Here is a 19,308-nt window from a genome sequence, read left to right as displayed (position 1 = left end):
AAATTATACAGAAAAATAGATGTAATAACTATAAATAAATGCTGCTGCTGAAATAATTATTCCAAACATAAAAACAGTATAGGTAATTCGTAATAGTTTATATTTTTTATTAAGCACTAGTCCCAAATAATATAAGTCTTTAGTTAGCGAATTATATAAAGTTTCTTGATTATTTATTAAGTAGTCGATTCCCCATTCAAAATCTTTCAAATTCATCTTTTGAAAGTTTCCAAAAAAGAGAATATTCGTTTTGTTTTCTCTTATCATGTCTTTAGTAATTGCGACATTAGATATTTTAGGTCTCGTAGATAAAACTGATAACACTATTGATGCAACGCTAAAAAGCATTAAAATTAAGGTAGGATACACTAGAAATAAATTAGACGGACTATCCAGTTTTGGAACCAAATTAGATAAGGCAACAGAAATAATTATAGCGTTTACTGAGAGTAAGATATTAGCTTTGGTATCTGCAATCGCGCTTAACTCTATGTGATTTTTTAATTGCACACGAAACATGGTTTCTACTCCTCTACCAAATCTTGTGTTTTTTTCTTTTTTGCTCTCTTTAGCCGAAAGTTTATCTATTTGTTTTTGAGTTTCTAATTGGTTTATTTCCTTTTTAGGTTGCCAAAGTTGTTTTGCAGAATTAGAATAAAAAGAATGATTTTTAAGAAACTCCAGATTTTGTTTCATCCATTCTATTTCTGATAAATGACTTTGATTTTTGGAATTCAATTCTCTCAACAAATTCTCGGAAATATCTTCAAAATCCTCAGCTGCTATATGGCCACAATCTGCATCTTTAATAATTCCTTCCAATTTATGCTTCGGTTTATAGTCACTTTTAGTAGCTAAAATTAATTGCTCAACCAGATTTAATGTGTCTTCAGACACTTCTTTTTCTTTTAAATAAGCATCTGCAATTTTTGCGCTCTCTACCTCATGCCCAATGTCTGTATGAATATAACCTGTATCATGAAACCATGCTGCTACCAACAAGGCAAAGGTTTCCTGCTCTGTGCAAGCTTCCAAGCCTGCTAATTCTTTAGCGTTAGCTACCACACGCCTGGCGTGAATAGCGTTATGGTAATAATTTGTAGATGCGAGTTGTTTATTTAACAGTTCTGCTACATATATTTCTATTTGAAGTAAAAGCTCTTCTTTCATATTACAAATTTACATAGTTTAATAGTGATGTAAACAAGAAACCTCATCTTTACATCTTTTAAAAGTGAATACAATCTCTAAAATACTATAAATAGAAACGAATTTAAATATCATTTCAAAATTGTTTTATACTTTCTACAAGTTCTTTAGACGAAACAGATTCTAAAAACTTAAAAAAATGTTGCTATAATTAATAAAAAAAGAGTAAATCATATTTTTCCTAGAACTAAGCTCATTGTCTTGGCATCTTCGTCTGATTGGACAGGTTGCTATCACTATATGTGATTCTAAATGATATTTGAAATACAAGAAGGTTTTTAAGATTCACCTTTGTCTAACCTATATTTATAGGCTAGTTTTTTAATAGATATACAGAAATAGTTTGACCGCCTATTTCAATACGATGAAACATTTACATATATGTACAGTTTCGATAAAAAGGTGCCACTTTATTAATTGGAAGTTGCCTCGATAAAGGTTAATTGTGCATACTTATTTTTTCATTTTTTCCAGAATTTTCTCTTTCCTGTTATCTCTATCTGGATGGTATGTTTTATACATAGCCCCCATTTGAGATAAGTACTTTTCTGGATTAGATGTTCCTCTGTGACACATAACACAATTTACCACATATACTTGAGCGGGTTTTGGGTCTGGAAAGTGAGGTTGAAAATAATTTGCGTTAATATCATTGGTCATCTTAATCATCCCCCGTGCAATTTCCTTCTCTATTTTCTTATCGCTTGCAAAATCTAATTCCGTTGGATCCTCTTTACTAGGTACATGGCAATGATTACAATCAACGCCTAGGGATTTAGAATAGTTTTTCATGAGGTGTGTTAAGCTATCCTTTGAAATATCTTGAGGTAAGATTTTTAAATTATCCCAAGGAGTTTGTAGTACGTATTCTTTACCTGCTCCAGAATGCGACTTAAAAGCATAAAGTCCCAATACCATTAATAGAATTCCAATACTATAAAAAAGCGTGCGTATTTTTTTCTTAAACCTCATAATATCTTGATTTTTAATAAATTGAAAATTAAATATAAGTAAAATTTCCTTTAGATTTGTTATAAATTATATATTCAAAAGGTATCATTTAGGCTCGAGAGCTCCTTTAAGAAATCTTAAATTTATTGTGGTTTATAATATATGGCCTGTGAATAATTTTAGTGAAAACAGAAATTTATCAGCTTTCTAAGCTAAAAAAAGAGAGCTTTAAAAAGCTCTCCTCATTATCTCTAATATAATTTAATGTACGTCTGCTTTCACTTCTCCTGACTGATTCATCAACATATCGTGATCGTATTTGCAACATCCAGGTAAATTATCATAGGCTTCTAAGTTGCCAGTTGCTTTTTCTGTATCGTAGCCAGAAGCTGCAATAGCATTATGAATTTCCTGGACATCTATTTGAGTGTCATCAAAAGATACATCGATTTTCTTTTTATCGACATCCCAATTGGCACTTGAAACCCCTTCCACTGCATTCGCGGCTTTTTCAATGGTTTTCTTACACATGCCACAATTGCCTCTTACACCAAAAGATACATCTGTCATAGCCAATTCACTGGATACCTCAGTGGTTGTTTCTGCTGCTTGTTTTCCTTCGTTTTTGCAGCTTGTAAATCCGATAGCTGCCACAACAGCCATACTTAAAATCACTTTTTTACTCATACAAATTACATGGTTGTTTTTTTGGTCGTGAGTTTTCTTTGAAAAATTCATTGTTTTAAAATTTAATAATTATACTTGGTTTTAATTTATTCTATAATTTGCTTGACTTCTCCACATTTTAACATGGCATCTCCAAAATAAGGATTTAGAACATGCTCCTCTGTGCTTAACCAATAGCCTCCCTGGTCGTTATTTGCCATAGGACAAAATTGAAGATAGACTTTTTGGTTAACTCCAAATGTTTCAACAGCATTTATTACGTGCAACGACAACTGTTTAAAATGTTTTCTTTGTGCTTCCACTCCTTTTTCAACTACAATTAAAAGAGCAGATTTTTTAATTTCATTTTCCAAACGCATCCAACGATTATGTGCCTTGTCGTCTGTTAAAGTTTTCATGTCGATGTTGGCTAAATGATTGAGTAAATTGTTAGCATCGGTTACTACTGTTTTAGTATCGTCTTTAACTAAAGCATCTTTTAATTGAATATAATCGTTAAAAACTGTTTTCAATTGATTTTGAAAATCAACCGACACTTTCAATCTTTCATTCTTGTTAATTGTTTCCGGATCCATTGCATGATGGCTCTCGTGGTTAGTAGATGATTTACTTCCAGCTTTATTCATCATCGATTTTTTACCTTGCAATTGTGCTGCAGCATCAACGGTAAATGTTCCATTGGTAACTATTTCATCACCATTAGATAATCCTTCACTTATCTCATAATTATCTGCCATTCTATGTCCCAGAACTACATCTTTCATTTCAAAAACAGGCTCATTAGGATTTGTTTTAATATAAACCACAGAACGTTCTCCTGTCCATAAAACAGCAGATGCTGGAATTGTTAATACTTGATTTTTAGACGAATAAATTCCGCCATCTATTTTTCCTTCTACAAACATACCTGGTTTGAAAATACCGTTTTTATTATTCAAAATAACCCGTAAAGTGACTGTTCGTGTATTCGTATTTAAGGTAGGATTGATAAAATCGACTTTCCCCTGAAACTCTTTATTTGGATAAGCATTGGTAGAGACCAGGACCTCCTGCCCTTTTTTGAACAGATCGATTTGGTTTTCGTAGACATCAAAATTTGCCCAAACCGTGTTGAGATTGGAAACTTTTAATAGGGGTTGTCCCTGATTGACATAATCGCCTTGATTAACCAACTTTTCGGTAACTGTACCAGAAACTGTGGCATAAACAGGGACGTTCTCTGTGACTTTGCCAGATTCTTCTATCTGGTCGATCTGATTTTCCGATAGCTTCCATAATTTTAATTTATTCCGAACGGCTTTGTATAAAGCTGGCTGCGATTCCTTCAACGAAGCTGCTGTAAGCAACTCTTGTTGTGCAGCATATAATTCTGGCGAATAAATGCTTGCCAAAAGTTGCCCTTTCTTAATTTCTTCACCGGTAACACTGACATATAATCGTTCTATTCTTCCAGAGAAATAACTGACTTGAACGGTATTTGCCTCTTCATTTTCTACTATTTTACCGGATAGTTTTATCTTTTGACCCTTCTTATTTCCAGTACCTACTATAGTGGTTTGTACATTAGCCAAGGCCATGGCGCTTTCGGTGAGTTTAAATTCATCTGGCATTAAACCTTCTGAACCGTTTTCTGCAGGAATTAAATCCATACCACAAATGGGGCAATCACCAGGTTCGGGTTGTATGATTTGTGGATGCATCGAGCAGGTCCACATTTGATTGGTTTCTGATACCTCCTTATGATTGTGGGTTGCATCTGAATGTGATGAATCACTAAAAAGCAACCAACCTAGTAATATACCCATGACCAATAAACCTATATTTATAAATAGCTTTTTATTTTTCATTTTCTAATCGTTTAATCATTGCTTTCATTTCTTCTATTTCTTTTCGTTGTGCTTCTATAATTTCGTTGGCCAATTTTTTAACTTCTGGATCTTTTATGTCAGCTCTTTCACTTGTTAATATAGCTATAGAATGATGTGGTATCATAGCACGTAACCAAAGTAAATCTCCAACAATAGGTTTTTGTGCTCTTACCAAGCCTAATGCTGCAACAAACAGAATGAAACTACCTATAAGAATGGCTATGTTTTTCTTTTTGTTAATGTACATTTTTCGCATAAAAAACCACATAATTACTGCCATTGCCGAAATACCCAAACAGGTCATATAAAAACGAGTCAAGCTAAAATACACGTGATCTATAGCATAGGTATTTAAATACATGGTAACGTACATGGCCACAAATGAGCAGGCCAGCATTATAAAAAAGGTTTTGTAATTTTCTTTATTTGAATGTTCTTTTGAATCTTTCATAAATAATTATATTTTAATAGTTCTTAATCTCAAGGCATTTGCAATTACAGAAACCGAACTAAAACTCATGGCTAAAGCTGCTATCATTGGCGATAGTAATAATCCGAAAACCGGAAATAAAACGCCTGCTGCAATTGGAACTCCTAAGGTGTTATAAACAAGTGCAAAAAACAGATTTTGCTTGATATTTTTCATGACCGCATGACTCAGGTGTTTTGCTTTTACAATGCCATGAAGATCTCCTTTAACCAAAGTAATCATAGCGCTTTCAATAGCCACATCTGTTCCTGTTCCCATAGCAATACCCACATCGCTTTTTGCCAAAGCTGGAGCATCGTTAATTCCATCTCCGGCCATGGCAACTACTTTACCTTCTTTTTGAAGTTTCTCTACTTCTTTAAGTTTATCTTCTGGAAGCATGCTGGCTTTAAAATCTGCTAAATTAAGTTCTGATGCTACAGCTTGTGCTGTATCCTTATTATCGCCAGTTAACATGATTACATCAATCCCTTTATTTTGAAGTTCTTTAATAGCTTTGGCACTTGTGGCTTTGATTTTATCGCCAATAACCACATAACCAACAACAATTTTATCAATGGCTAAATATGAAACCGTCTTACCCTGTTTTTGAAAAGATTTGGCTTCTTCCTGCATGTCAGAAGTAATTTCAGCTTTCGCATAATCCATCATTTTCGGATTGCCAAGCGCAACTTTTTTACTGTTAATAGTAGCTTCAACACCTTTTCCTGTTACGGCGTTAAACCCCTCTGATTTTAAAATTTCTGTCTTCTGCTTTTTTCCGTATTTAACGGTCGCTTCGGCCAATGGATGTTCGGAATTATTATTTAAGGAGACAATATATTGAAGTACCTCAGCTTCCGAAAAATTATCATCAAAAGCTCCAACGCTTTCAACCGTTGGTTTGCCTTCGGTAATGGTTCCTGTTTTATCCACAATTAAGGTATCTACTTTGTCCATTTTTTCGAGGGCTTCGGCATTTTTAATCAGTACACCATTTTGAGCACCTTTACCTACACCAACCATCACCGACATAGGTGTTGCCAGTCCTAAGGCACACGGACAGGCAATAATTAAAACCGCAATAGCATTCACCAAAGCATAAACATAAGTAGGTTCTGGTCCTAAAATAGCCCAGACAATAAAAGTGATTACAGAAATTATTACCACTACCGGCACAAAATACCCAGACACTTTATCTGCTAAATTCTGAATGGGCGCGCGACTTCTACTAGCCGTATTTACCAAATGAATAATTTGAGACAATAAGGTGTCACTTCCTACTTTTTCAGCTTTCATTAAAAAAGATTGATTGCCATTAATAGTACCACTACTTACTTTATCTCCCTCCACTTTATCTACAGGAACAGGTTCTCCCGTAATCATAGATTCATCTATCGTGGTTTCTCCTTCGGTAATAGAACCATCTACAGGAATTTTATCACCTGGTTTTACTTTTAAAATATCGTTTAATTCGATTTTATCAATACTGACCTCGACATCTTCACCATTAACAACTTTCGTGGCTTTATTTGGTGCTAATTTTAATAACTCTTTTACTGCCGAATTGGTTTTACTATGTGCACGAGCCTCCAGCACTTGTCCCATAAGTACTAAGGTTAGTATTACGGTTGCTGCTTCAAAATACACGTGTACTGCTCCGGATTCTGATAAGAATTGCTCTGGAAAAAAATCTGGAAAAAATAAACCAAACACACTAAATAACCACGCCACGCCAGCTCCAATACCAATGAGGGTAAACATGTTTAAATTCCATGTTTTGATACTTTTATAGGCCCGCTCAAAAAACATCCAAGTGGCGTAAAACACTACGGGAATAGACAATACAAACTGAATCCAATTCCAGTTTTTCTGCTCTAGCACCTCATATAAAGGATTATTAGGGAGCATTTCGCTCATAGCAATTAAAAAGATGGGCAGCGTAAATGCTATGGCAATCTTAAACTTTTTTATAAGTTTTTTATAAGTTTTCTCTTCGGAAGACAAATCTGGCTCCATAGGTACTAAGTCCATCCCACAAATAGGACAGGCACCTGCTTCCTCCTTTTCAACCTCTGGATGCATTGGACAAGTCCATTGTTCTGAATTACCAATTGTTAGGTTTTGCTCTTCCACCAAATCCATTCCACAAACCGGACAATCGCCTGCTTTGTCATAGGTCTTTTCTCCTTCGCAATGCATGGGACAATAAAATGTTCCTGTGCCTTTGCCCTGAGGTTTTTCAACTTTTGTATCGTGCTTAGGCTGTTCTCCTAGATTATGAATACTATAGTTACCTCCATCATTTTTCAAAGCCTCTTGGAATGTTTTTATCGAAAAATGAGATGCCATTTCAATAATAGCTTCTTCTTTTTCTAAATTCACCCTAGCTTTAGAAACGCCTTTCACTTTAGATAGTGTTTCTTCAACATGACTGCGACAACCGTTGCAGGTCATTCCGTGTATATGGTATGTATGTACCGTTTCACCATCTTTTAACTTATGAATTGAATATGTATCTCCATCCTTTTTTAAAGCTTCTTGGAAAGTCGCTAAAGGAATATGCGATACCATTTCAATGCTTGCTTCTTTCTTTTCTAAGTTGACTGTGGCTTTTGAAACACCTTCCACTTTTGAAAGTATTTCTTCAACATGACTGCGACATCCGTTGCAGGTCATTCCTTGTATGTGATATATATGTTTCATTTTTAATTCTGCTTTTAATAATTTTAAAATCTGTTATTAAACCTTAAGATAGTTATAAATCTAGATGTTTTCACTTTCTTTTTACTGAGTCAAATAATTAATAATTGACGTTTGCTCATAATAAGCTTTTACAGATTCAACTTGTCCCATTTGAAACTTTAGTTGCAATTCCTGAATATCTAAAACATCATTAAAATTAATCGTTCCCGTTTCATAGTTTTTAATAAGAATCTCTTCGGCATTTTTAGCCTGTTTTAGGTTTTTATCTTGGGTATTAAATTTTATACGCGCCTGATTACGATTAGATATTGCCTTTGATAATTCTGAGGTCAGTATATTCAAGCGTTCATTTTTTTGTGATTCGATTTCTTGTTTACGCAAATCGTTTTGCCTGGTTTGAGATTTATACTTTTTATTAAAAATGGGTATAGAAACCGAAAGCATAGGCATTAGCATATCTTTATACGAACTGGTAATCATCGGGCTGTTATCCTGATTAATATACTCCAAGCCAAACCCGACCATTGGTCCACTCTCCTTTTGATTTAGCAATTCTGATTGTTCTACAGATTCATATAATTTGTCGTATTTAAGTAATTCCGGGTTCAGAGACAAAGCCTTATAATTATAAAAACTGTCATCTTCAGGGATTTCCATACTAGAAACTACAGTTACCACATCATCATATTTACGATTCATCAAACTATTTAAAGCAGCCTGAATGCCTTTGTTTTGTTGTGTTAAAACATCTTTTTCCTGCTGTAATTCATTTTGTCTAATCTGTAATCGCAAAACATCTACTGCCGAAGCTTTTCCTACTTCCAAAGAAGTGAGTGCCAATTGTTCATAAGACTTTAACAAGGCTATATTTTTATCAAGGACATGTTGTTTGGCCTGAATTTCATAAAGTTGATAATAAAACTGAGAGACAGACAGTGCCAGTTTTCTTTTGGCAATAGTAACTTCAATATATTGAGCATCGGCCATAGATGAAGCATAATTTTCTCTGGCTGATATGGTTCCAAACCAAGGAAGCATTTGCATGACAGAAACACTAAATCGTTCCATAGGCATTTCCATTTCGGGCTTTACTGCCATAACACCCACGTTAAATTCGGTGTTAGGTAGACTATTAGCTTCATTTATTTTTTCTGAAGTAATTTGATATTGAAGATCAAATTTTTGAATCTCCGGATTGTTTGTTAACGCTTCATCAATTAACAGTTCTAATTCTTGACCACTCGTAAAGTGAAAAATGAAAAATGAAAAACTAAAAATTAGAAAGTTTTTTTTATGTGATCTTATATAATTCATTTCATCGTTCTTTTAAGTTGAAATTCAGCTTTCCAGCTATACAATACTGGCACTACAAATAAGGTAATTAGCGCAATGAGCATCCCTCCAAAACTTGGGATTGCCATAGGAATCATGATATCGCTTCCTCGACCTGTGGATGTTAACACTGGTAATAAGGCTAAAATGGTTGTAGCAGTTGTCATCAAACAAGGACGAATACGTTTTTCTCCTGCTTCAATTATGGATGCTCTAATTTCTTTTTGGGTTTCTGGGGTATTTCTATCGAAAGTTTGCGTTAAATAGGTTGCCATAACCACACCATCATCTGTTGCAATTCCGAAGAGCGCAATAAACCCAACCCAAACGGCCACACTTAAATTAATTGGATGCATTTGAAACAGATCTCGCATATTTTCACCAAAAAAGTTGATGTTTAAAAACCAGTCCTGGCCATACAGCCAAATCATTAAAAATCCACCTGCAAAAGCAACGGCAATTCCTGTAAACACCATTAAAGACGTTGTAACCGATCGGAATTGAAAATATAGAATCAAGAATATAATTGCTAAAGCCAAAGGCACCACAATTGATAAGGTTTTTTCAGCTCTTATCTGGTTTTCATAAGTTCCTGTGAATTGGTAAGAGATGCCCTTTGGAACTACTAATTCGCCACTATCAATTTTTTCTTTAATTAAAGCTTGTGCATTTTCGACTACAGTGACTTCTGCAAAGTCATCTAATTTATCAAACAGGACATAACCCACTAAAAAAGTGTCTTCACTCTTAATAACCTGTGGCCCTTGTTCGTATTTAATACTAGCCAATTCGCTTAATGGAACCGGACTGCCTTTTTCAACTGGCACATAAATCTGTTGTAAGTCTGTTGGATTTGCTCTTAATTCTCTTGGATATCGGACGCGAACGCCATAACGTTCTCTGCCTTCAACGGTTTGTGTGAGTACCATACCACCAATAGCAACCTTTAAAACACTTTGGACCTCTTCAATCGTGATGCCATACCTAGCAAGTTTCTCTCTATCGATATCAATTAATAAATACGGTTTTCCAACAATACGGTCGGCAAAAACAGCCTCCTGTTTAACACCTTCGGCATGTTTTAGTATGTCTTCTAATTGGACCCCAAAGGCTTCTATTTGTTTTAAATCCTGCCCTTTAACCTTTATTCCCATTGGCGCACGCATACCTGTTTGCAGCATGACCAATCGGGTTTCAATAGGTTGCAATTTGGGCGCAGAAGTAACACCTGGCAATTTTGTTACGCGCACAATTTCATTCCAAATATCGTCTGGGGATTGTATTTCTGGTCGCCAGTTGCGGTAAAACTCGCCATTGTTGTCTGGGATCAATTGTTCCTTTGCATTTAGAGATTGCCACGCTTCACGTTGTTCCACTCGCAATGACATGCCGTTTTTTAGTACAAATTCCTCATCATCATTCACTTTATATCGTTGTCGTTCTCCATTTTCATTGAGCATATATTCTGGTTTATACTGAATGATGTTCTCATACATGGATAATGGTGCGGGATCTAAAGCAGACTCTGTTCTTCCTGCTTTACCAACTACGGTTTCAATTTCTGGAATACTGGCTACTGCCATATCCAATTGCTGTAAAACGCGTTTGTTTTCTTCAACACCAGAATGAGGTAAAGACGTTGGCATTAGTAAAAATGAACCTTCGTTTAATGATGGCATAAATTCTTTGCCTGTGTTTTTCATAATGAAAAACCCTGCAATTACAATAGCGGTTGGTATTGATAAAAACAATAATTTATTATCTAAACACCATTTTAAAATTCGTGTATAAAACTTTATAAATAAGGAAAACACACCTAATATACTGAAGCAAATAAGACCTACAAAAATGAGGTTCCAGAAAATACTTTTGTCAACCCCTAATGGTCGCCAATATTCTGCTAAAAGAAATACAATAGCTGTTGCAGAAATTATGATATTTAGAAGATTTGCTTGCTTAGAAGTCATTTTCTCTTGAAGTTTTAAAATGCCAGTGACTCCAAAAGCTATCAGAATTAAGCCCAACCAATAGCCATAAATTAACCCTATTAATCCTGCTATTATTAAAGCTGCATTTATAAGATACTTAAAACTTTTTTTATTACTTTTTCTTCTAAACAAAAAGGCTGCAAACGGTGGAATTAAAAATATAGCCACAATAAGAGCCGCGATTAAAGCAAAGGTTTTGGTAAAGGCTAAGGGTCTAAATAGTTTTCCTTCGGCGCCAATCATGGTAAACACCGGAATGAAACTAATAATGGTTGTCATCACAGCCGTTACAATGGCACCAGATACTTCAGCCGTCGCATTATAAACAATTTGGTTAATTGAACGTTTGTCATTCTGAACGGAGTGAAGAATCTCATCTTCAGAATCTGCATCGCTAAACTCACTTTCAACTTTTAACTTTTCACTATTCACTTTTCCCTTTTCACTTGCCTCATCCAAATGTCTAATAATGTTTTCAGAGAGAATAACGCCAACATCTACCATTGTTCCAATAGCAATAGCGATACCAGATAATGCGACAATATTAGCATCGACACCAAAGATTTTCATGGCAATAAAAACCATTAATACGGCAACGGGCAATAAACCGGAAATTAAAATAGAAGCCCGAAGATTAAATACCATAATGATAATGACCAAAATGGTAATTAAAACCTCTAAAGTCAAGGCTTCATTTAAAGTGGCTAATGTTTCTTGAATGAGTTCCGATCGATCATAAAAAGGTACTACAGTTAGCTGTGATGTTCTTCCATCTTTTAATACTTTAGAAGGTAATCCGGCGCTTAATTCACTTATTTTTTCTTTTACATTATTGATAACTTCCATTGGGTTGGCAGCATAACGCGCTACAACAACACCACCAACAACTTCGGCTCCTTCTTTATCTAATATTCCTCTTCGTGCTGCAGGTCCTAAGGCAACTTTTGCAATATCTTTAATTTTAATAGACGTGAAATCCTCAGAATGCACTACGGCATTTTCAATATCAGAAATAGACTTTACATAGCCCAAACCACGTACTAAATATTCTGCTTTGTTAATTTCTAAAGTTTGAGCGCCAATGTCTTTATTGCTTTCTTTAATCGCTTTTACAACTTGATTTAATCCAATATTGTATTGGCGCATGAGTTCTGGATTGACATCTATTTGATATTCCTGAACATAGCCGCCAATTGAAGCCACTTCCGAAACACCACTTGCCGACGACAAGGCATATTTTACATAATAGTCTTGAATGCTGCGTAATTCATGTAAATCCCAGCCACCAGTTACCTGGCCGTTTTCATCACGACCTTCTAGGGTGTACCAAAATATCTGTCCCAAGCCGGTGGCATCAGGTCCTAAAGCTGGATTTACATCTTCGGGCAATAAGCCATTGGGTAATGAGTTTAGTTTTTCTAGAATCCGACTCCTGCTCCAGTAAAATTCTATATCCTCTTCAAAAATGATATAGATGCTTGAAACCCCAAACATAGACGAACTTCTAATGGTTTTTACTCCCGGAATACCAAGCAAAGTTGTGGTTAACGGATAGGTAATTTGGTCTTCAATATCTTGTGGAGAACGACCATCCCATCTGGTAAAAACTATTTGTTGGTTTTCGCCAATATCTGGAATGGCATCTACAGCCACAGGGTTGCTAGGTAACCTCGATAGCCATCGGGACTGCTCCCAATTAAAGGGTGCATTTACCAATCCCCAACCTATAAAGAGCGTGAGTAGCAAAACAGCTACCAATTTATTTTCTATTAAAAATTTGATGCTTTTATTTAGCATTGAAATAAGATTTTAGTAGTGAGTACAAAGTATCAAATACCTTGTGTTGAGAAACAAATTTTAAAGTTTCATCAAAACACAAAAAGGTCCTAACACAAAACAATTTGTATTATAACCAACTACTAAAAATCAAATTAAATAGGTCTCGTCTATCTTGAAGATGTCCTTGACGACGAGTGGTGGTTTGTATGCTTCAAAAGAAGATACATTTTTATCTAAACCTTCAAAAAGGTTGATATAAGAATAAATAAATGAAGCAATAAATACCTGTTGTTGAAACGTTACTTTATCAACTTGAAGTTGTAACTCATTTTGACCTTCAATGGCCAATTGTTTATCATCACAACAGTTTTTCTTAGTAATAGAACATGTTTCGGTAGAGGGTTTTTCCATTTCCATACCACAACCTTTTGCTTTGTGGAAGATGGCAGTTTCTACTAAAGTATCTCCACAATAGTGCATATTTAAAGTAAATGACATTGTAGAGAATAACACTACAAAAGCCATCAATAAAGACCCTATTTTATGGAAAATCTGCTTCATATCTATTTACAAATATATAAAAATACAAGAACTATTGTTTTTGTTTAACAGAAGTTTAGGTTCTAAAACAATCCTGTCCTTTAATATTTAATTTGTTCATTTTTTCCATTGATGAAAAAACGAACCAAACCCGCCTGAATAACATCGTCGGGCAGGAAAATCTAGGCTTACGAAACTTTATCTAATTTTTTTGCTAATCCTCTAAATTTAGGAACTCGCCATTAAATATAGTTCTCTGAGGATTAATTCGACTGGCTCAAACAGCCTAAAATTTTACGAGTCCTTCACTTCAAATTTTACGATAAACTTTCGAGAAGCCAAAAATGGGCTTTGTAAAAAACAATCGTAAAAGTTAAAAACACCGTGAAAACCTAATTGAATGAAGCCATTGAGAGTTTGTTATAAAATTGTTTAGGACGCTATTGGTTCTAAACCTGTATTATATAGCTTTCAAGAGTTTCGTTAAACTACATTTTTAGATGGTATATTTTCTAAAATAATCTACAAATTAAAGATTTCGGTTTAATTACTGGAAACTGAGACAAAGACATCTTATAATATAATTTCATTGATATCATTTTTCAAATACGACTGAATATTTTTAAACAAATATAAAAGGCAAAAATCCTATCTTTGCGCACCTAAACAATAAGATGGCTCTCACATTACTTTCATCACCTTTACAAGGGTTTACAGATTTCAGATTTCGAAATGCTTTCCATCATTACTTTGGTGGCATAGACACTTTTTATGCTCCATATATTCGACTCAATGGAAAATTGAAAATCAAACAATCTTATCAGAACGACTTACTTCCAGAGAACAACACAACTTTAGAGGTTATTCCGCAAGTTATTACTAATCATGCAGACGAGTTTTTATATGTTGCTAAATATGTACAAAGTTTAGGTTATAAAGAATTAAATTGGAATTTAGGTTGTCCGTATCCTATGGTTACTAAATCTGGTATGGGATCTGGGTTAATTTGCAATCCAAATAGAATTAACGAGGTCTTAGATAAAGCTCATACTGAAACGGATATTTTGGTTTCTATGAAAATGAGAATGGGATATGAAAATGCTGAAGAAATTTTAGAAACCTTTCCTATCTTAGATCAATATCCACTTAAAAGTATTGCAATTCACGCTAGAATAGGTAAACAACTTTATAAAGGTCCTGTAGATTTAGATGCTTTTGAAAAATGTATAGGCAGTACCAAGCATAAATTATACTATAACGGGGATATTACCAGTGTTACTGCATTTAAAGAGATTGAAAAACGATTTCCAGGTATTGATCATTTTATGATTGGACGAGGGCTGATTGCTGATCCATTTTTACCCAATATGATTAAAAATAACAGCACAGAATATCCTGAAAACCGATGGGAGATTTTTTCGGAATTTCATGACAGTATTTATCAACAATACGATGAATATTTATCTGGGCCAACTCCTATAAAAATGAAAATGTTAGGATTTTGGGAGTATTTTTCTCAAGCAACTTCAAATCCTAAAAAAACATATAAGGCCATAAAAAAAGCTACTAATCCAATAAAATATAGATTGGCAGTAGATCAGATATTAAAAACGGAAATGAAACGTTAAATGCAATTGTGTTTAATCTAAAATTTAAGAACTTGCCATTTTACTTGTATTAAGTCTAAAAGATTTTCTATTCTATTTAGTTGTTTATACAAATTAAAAACGGGATAGAATCTCTTAATACTAAACGTGATTGCATTAATTAAAAAACTTACATATTATGAATAGTAACAGATCATACGGAATTGGTGGTAGTACACCCGAAGAAGAACTTTCAAAATTAAGTGAGCCAACAACAAAACCAGCTCCTATTAGTGAAAAAGAATTCCAAAACAGACTTGATAAAGCATGTACAGCTTTAAAAACAAAAGGATTGGATGCCTTATATATTAATGCTGGCACTAATTTATACTATTTTACAAATACAAAATGGAATCCATCTGAACGTTTAGTTGGCGCAATTCTTTTTGCAGATGGAAGTCTTAAATATGTGGTTCCTGAATTTGAAATAGGAACTTTCAATGATTTTATAGGAATAAAGGGAGAGCTTATACCATGGGCAGAACATGAATCTCCTGTACAGAAAATATCAGAAGCTGTAGCTGAAGGTACAAGACTAGCTATTGATGATACTACAGCATTTACAATGGTTTCACGCTTTCAGGAACATAAAAAGTTTAAAATTAGCAGTGCTGAAGAATTAATTAGAGACATCAGAATACTTAAAAGTGAAGCCGAAATTGCACATATCCAATACCCGATGGACTTAACCATGCAAGTACATCAAGCTGTTGCACGAATTTTAAAACCAGGCATTACCACCAGTGAAGTTGAAAACTTTATTCATAAAGCGCATCAAAAACTAGGAATAGCTAGTGGTTCGTACTTTTGTATTGTGTTATTTGGTCGAGATTCTAGTTTTCCTCATGGAGTCAAGTCGCCAAATCCATTAAAAGAAAATGATATTGTATTAGTAGATACTGGTGCCAGATACAATGGTTATCTATCGGATATTACCAGAACTTATATTTATGGAGACGCCACAGATAAGGAAAAGAAAATTTGGGCAAATGAAAAAACTGCGCAATTGGCTGCTTTTGAAGCTGCACAACTAGGAAAACCGTGTGGGCATATAGATGATCAAGTACGAGTACAATTAGAAAAAGATGGCTTAGGACCAGATTATGATTTACCAGGATTACCACATAGAACAGGTCATGGTATTGGACTTGAAATACATGAGCATCCATTTATTCTAAGAGGAAACGACATAAAGTTGCAAGCCGGAATGGCTTTTAGCATTGAACCCATGATTGTGGTCCCTAATGAATTCGGAATCCGTTTAGAAGATCATATTTATATGACAGAAAATGGTCCAAAATGGTTTACAGAACCAGCACATAGTATTGAAAATCCATTTGGAGTCTAAGCCAAAAATATAGCTTGCTTTTTTACAAAGTTGGAATTTAATTGAATCCGTCATGCTTTTTAGTATGACGGATTTTTTATTGATAAAAACAACAATAGTCACCAACAAATTATAATAATTCTAGTCTTATTTTATCACGAACCCACGAACTCTTTTTCATGCTCTCATTTTTTAGACTTTTATTTTTTCATTAGTACATGTTTACCTTTTTCATTTTTTAACACAAATTAATTATAACACTATTTTTAACTAAATATCACACTTAAAATTTGAAAACAAAAACATCAACTACAGCTTAGTATCTCAAAAATTTAGATTAGCTATTATTAATTAATAAAAAAATAAACATGAAAAATTTACAAATAAACTTCAAACCATTAGTAATCTTATTATGTATTGCCGCTGCTTTCTGCAGTTGTAGCAATGACGATGACGTTACTCCTGCAAAAATAACCTATCAGGTAGCTATAAATGCCTCCCCAAGTGAGGGCGGAACGGTTTCCCCACAAAGTGGAAACTTTGATAAAGATCAACAAATAAATATCACTGCCATTCCTGCTAACGGCTGGCAATTTAAAGCATGGCAAGGCGATGTAACGGGAACCGAAAACCCGATGCAGCTGACTGTAAATGAATCTAAAACCGTAACAGCAGTCTTTGAAAGAGACCTGTTTTATCTAGCAGAAAACGACGTAACCATACTAGCACCAGATGCTGCCGTGGGCGATTCCGGTGTTGTAAATGGTATAACCTACACCAAACGTACGGCCGACCAAATTACACCTGAAAATGCCGAAACCACCTGTACAACTGGTATTACAGATATGTCTGAATTATTTTTGGACCAAACAAATTTTAACGGAGACATTAGTCATTGGGATGTAAGCGCTGTAACAACTATGAACCGGATGTTTTATAAAGCTTCTAGCTTTAACCAAGACTTAAACCATTGGGATGTGAGCCGTGTAACAAATATGAGCTATATGTTCCGGAATGCAAGTCTTTTTAACGGAAATATAAGTAACTGGGATGTAAGCAGCGTGATGGATATGAGCTTTATGTTCGCGCTAACTGACGTGTTTAACGGAGACCTTAATAGTTGGGATGTGAGCAACGTAACGGATATGAGTAGGATGTTTTTGAGTAGCATAACCTTTAACAGCGATATAAGCAACTGGGACGTGAGCAACGTAACTGATATGTATAGAATGTTTCTGGCAGCATACGCTTTTAACGTAAATATAAGCAATTGGAATGTGGGCAGCGTTACAAATATGGAATCTATGTTTCATGACGCCCACAACTTTAACAGCAATATTGGTAATTGGAATGTGAGTCAAGTAACAAATATGGAAGGGATGTTTATCCGAGCCACTTCCTTTAATCAAAATCTCAACGCATGGAATGTTAGTAATGTAACAAACATGAAACACATGTTCAATGGTGCTTCCCTTTTCAACGGAAATATTAGTAACTGGATTGTAAGTGGTGTCACCAATATGGATTATATGTTTTCCAATGCAACCAACTTTAACCAAAACCTAACCAGCTGGTGTGTTATAAATATTCCTACAGAACCTATTAATTTTGCTTTCGGAAGTGCACTAACGGATGGTAATAAACCAACATGGGGTACCTGCTTTTAATACAAGCTTAAAATGAATGACACATCTATGGATTAAAAGTATTTCGTCATGTACCTTGTGCCATAAACATGAGAGTTTATTTATAAAAACAGTTCTAATGGAAATAGTACACTAGGAAGATTTCTAAAGGTATAACCAGAATTATTAGCCATACTTTCTGAATAATATCCTACAAAAACTCAATAGGTTTTGTAGGATATTTTTATAATTATCAATTTGTGTCATCCAAAGTTTTGATGTTTATCAACAAAATTGTACTTCTAGTGTACAATTCTGCGAAATCTACAAATTTAGAACCTCCTATTTTCCGATGCAATATGTAACTTTCCTTGTATTTATTGGGGTTAGAACATTTGGGCAACAAATAGGATACAAAAAACACCTAAAAAGGGTAAATTAAGGGCAATCATTAATAAATTCAATTACGAATATAGCATAAAAAAACCACTCATAAAGAGTGGTTTCATACATAAAAACATCAACCGTTAATTAGCTGTTCCAGAGCCTAAATAAACGCTGTTTGACACGGTATTACCTTCAGCAGTAATAAATGCCATAAAAAGCTCGACTGTATCACCTGCATAGGTACTTGGAATTGTAATGATTTGAGATCCTGCAGTTCTATCAGCACCATCAAGAATATACATTGATTCTTTTTTACTTGGATTGTAAACTAAAATCATTGCTTTATCAGTTGCATTTGCATTACCTTCAGCAGAGTTATCATCCCAAGTAAATTCTACTTGTCCCGCAGTTGCTAAATCTGTTGCAGGGTTCAATGGTCCAGATAGATTACCTCTACTTAATAAAGCTAAAGAATAATCTACAGTAAAGTTTGGTGCAGCTCCTGTAATCGCATTATTCAATACATAAGACATTGCTGCATTAAACTCTGTTTTTTGAACCGCATAAGATTTATACCCTTTCTTGATAAAACCTAAATTCGGTTGAAGATACTCCAAAGTAACAGTAAACTTGTTTCTTTGGTTAACTTGACCTTCTGTTCGTGGATTTGCCACACTTGAAGGCTTAATTCTCAAATAGTCAATACCTTTCCAAGAAGCACCAACTACGTTTCCTACTTTACCTGATACACCGCCCAGGATTCCTTGTGAAATAACACCCATTGTATATAAAAT

The 19,308-nt window shown here is 34.5% G+C and carries 13 protein-coding genes and 1 riboswitch; of the genes, 3 read left to right on the top strand and 10 right to left on the bottom strand.

The features are described from left to right. Nucleotides 1-3: 3 nt before the first annotated feature. The 9 genes from OS191_RS03710 to OS191_RS03670 all read right to left on the bottom strand — a co-directional run bounded on the left by OS191_RS03710 (nucleotide 4) and on the right by OS191_RS03670 (nucleotide 13,550). Nucleotides 4-1,170, bottom strand: coding sequence for a Pycsar system effector family protein (locus tag OS191_RS03710; RefSeq protein WP_267154371.1), 1,167 nt, complete (start codon nucleotides 1,168-1,170; stop codon nucleotides 4-6). 203 nt (nucleotides 1,171-1,373) lie between these two features. Continuing rightward, a riboswitch (SAM-I-IV-variant riboswitch) is annotated at nucleotides 1,374-1,470 on the bottom strand. A gap of 192 nt (nucleotides 1,471-1,662) precedes the next feature. Then, nucleotides 1,663-2,181, bottom strand: a complete 519-nt coding sequence (locus tag OS191_RS03705) for a c-type cytochrome (RefSeq protein ID WP_267154370.1) — start codon at nucleotides 2,179-2,181, stop codon at nucleotides 1,663-1,665. A 240-nt stretch (nucleotides 2,182-2,421) separates the two neighbouring features. Next, nucleotides 2,422-2,898, bottom strand: a complete 477-nt coding sequence (locus tag OS191_RS03700; protein ID WP_267154369.1) for a heavy-metal-associated domain-containing protein — start codon at nucleotides 2,896-2,898, stop codon at nucleotides 2,422-2,424. Nucleotides 2,899-2,933: 35 nt separating this feature from the next. Further along, nucleotides 2,934-4,694, bottom strand: coding sequence for an efflux RND transporter periplasmic adaptor subunit (locus tag OS191_RS03695; protein ID WP_267154368.1), 1,761 nt, complete (start codon nucleotides 4,692-4,694; stop codon nucleotides 2,934-2,936). Next, nucleotides 4,684-5,166 (bottom strand): DUF305 domain-containing protein, encoded by a 483-nt coding sequence (locus OS191_RS03690; protein ID WP_267154367.1) that lies wholly within the window; start codon nucleotides 5,164-5,166, stop codon nucleotides 4,684-4,686. The genes OS191_RS03695 and OS191_RS03690 overlap by 11 nt, the downstream gene beginning before the upstream one ends. Nucleotides 5,167-5,172: 6 nt before the next feature. Next, nucleotides 5,173-7,890 (bottom strand): heavy metal translocating P-type ATPase, encoded by a 2,718-nt coding sequence (locus OS191_RS03685; RefSeq protein WP_267154366.1) that lies wholly within the window; start codon nucleotides 7,888-7,890, stop codon nucleotides 5,173-5,175. Nucleotides 7,891-7,971: 81 nt separating this feature from the next. After that, nucleotides 7,972-9,204 (bottom strand): TolC family protein, encoded by a 1,233-nt coding sequence (locus tag OS191_RS03680; RefSeq protein WP_267154365.1) that lies wholly within the window; start codon nucleotides 9,202-9,204, stop codon nucleotides 7,972-7,974. Further along, nucleotides 9,201-13,007: an efflux RND transporter permease subunit gene (locus OS191_RS03675; RefSeq protein WP_267154364.1), complete on the bottom strand. Its 3,807-nt coding sequence runs from the start codon at nucleotides 13,005-13,007 to the stop codon at nucleotides 9,201-9,203. The genes OS191_RS03680 and OS191_RS03675 overlap by 4 nt, the downstream gene beginning before the upstream one ends. Nucleotides 13,008-13,136: 129 nt before the next feature. Beyond that, complete coding sequence (locus OS191_RS03670) at nucleotides 13,137-13,550, bottom strand: HYC_CC_PP family protein (RefSeq protein WP_267154363.1); 414 nt, start codon at nucleotides 13,548-13,550, stop codon at nucleotides 13,137-13,139. A 653-nt stretch (nucleotides 13,551-14,203) separates the two neighbouring features. Here OS191_RS03670 and OS191_RS03665 point away from each other — a divergent pair. The 3 genes from OS191_RS03665 (at nucleotide 14,204) to OS191_RS03655 (ending at nucleotide 18,169) form a co-directional block, all read left to right on the top strand. Continuing rightward, nucleotides 14,204-15,157, top strand: coding sequence for a tRNA dihydrouridine synthase (locus tag OS191_RS03665; RefSeq protein ID WP_267154362.1), 954 nt, complete (start codon nucleotides 14,204-14,206; stop codon nucleotides 15,155-15,157). 157 nt (nucleotides 15,158-15,314) lie between these two features. Next, complete coding sequence (locus tag OS191_RS03660; RefSeq protein ID WP_267154361.1) at nucleotides 15,315-16,523, top strand: M24 family metallopeptidase; 1,209 nt, start codon at nucleotides 15,315-15,317, stop codon at nucleotides 16,521-16,523. Between the two features lie 347 nt (nucleotides 16,524-16,870). Continuing rightward, complete coding sequence (locus OS191_RS03655; RefSeq protein ID WP_267154360.1) at nucleotides 16,871-18,169, top strand: BspA family leucine-rich repeat surface protein; 1,299 nt, start codon at nucleotides 16,871-16,873, stop codon at nucleotides 18,167-18,169. 485 nt (nucleotides 18,170-18,654) lie between these two features. Here OS191_RS03655 and OS191_RS03650 read toward each other — a convergent pair whose 3' ends face one another. After that, nucleotides 18,655-19,296 carry a DUF6266 family protein gene (locus OS191_RS03650; RefSeq protein ID WP_267154359.1) on the bottom strand — a complete coding sequence of 214 codons (642 nt, stop codon included), beginning with the start codon at nucleotides 19,294-19,296 and terminating at the stop codon, nucleotides 18,655-18,657. Between the last annotated feature and the right edge of the window lie 12 nt (nucleotides 19,297-19,308).

The organism is Xanthomarina sp. F2636L (assembly GCF_026410195.1).
In the GTDB taxonomy this organism is placed as follows: Bacteria; Bacteroidota; Bacteroidia; order Flavobacteriales; family Flavobacteriaceae; genus Xanthomarina.
This window is presented reverse-complemented; position numbering and strand designations above follow the sequence as displayed.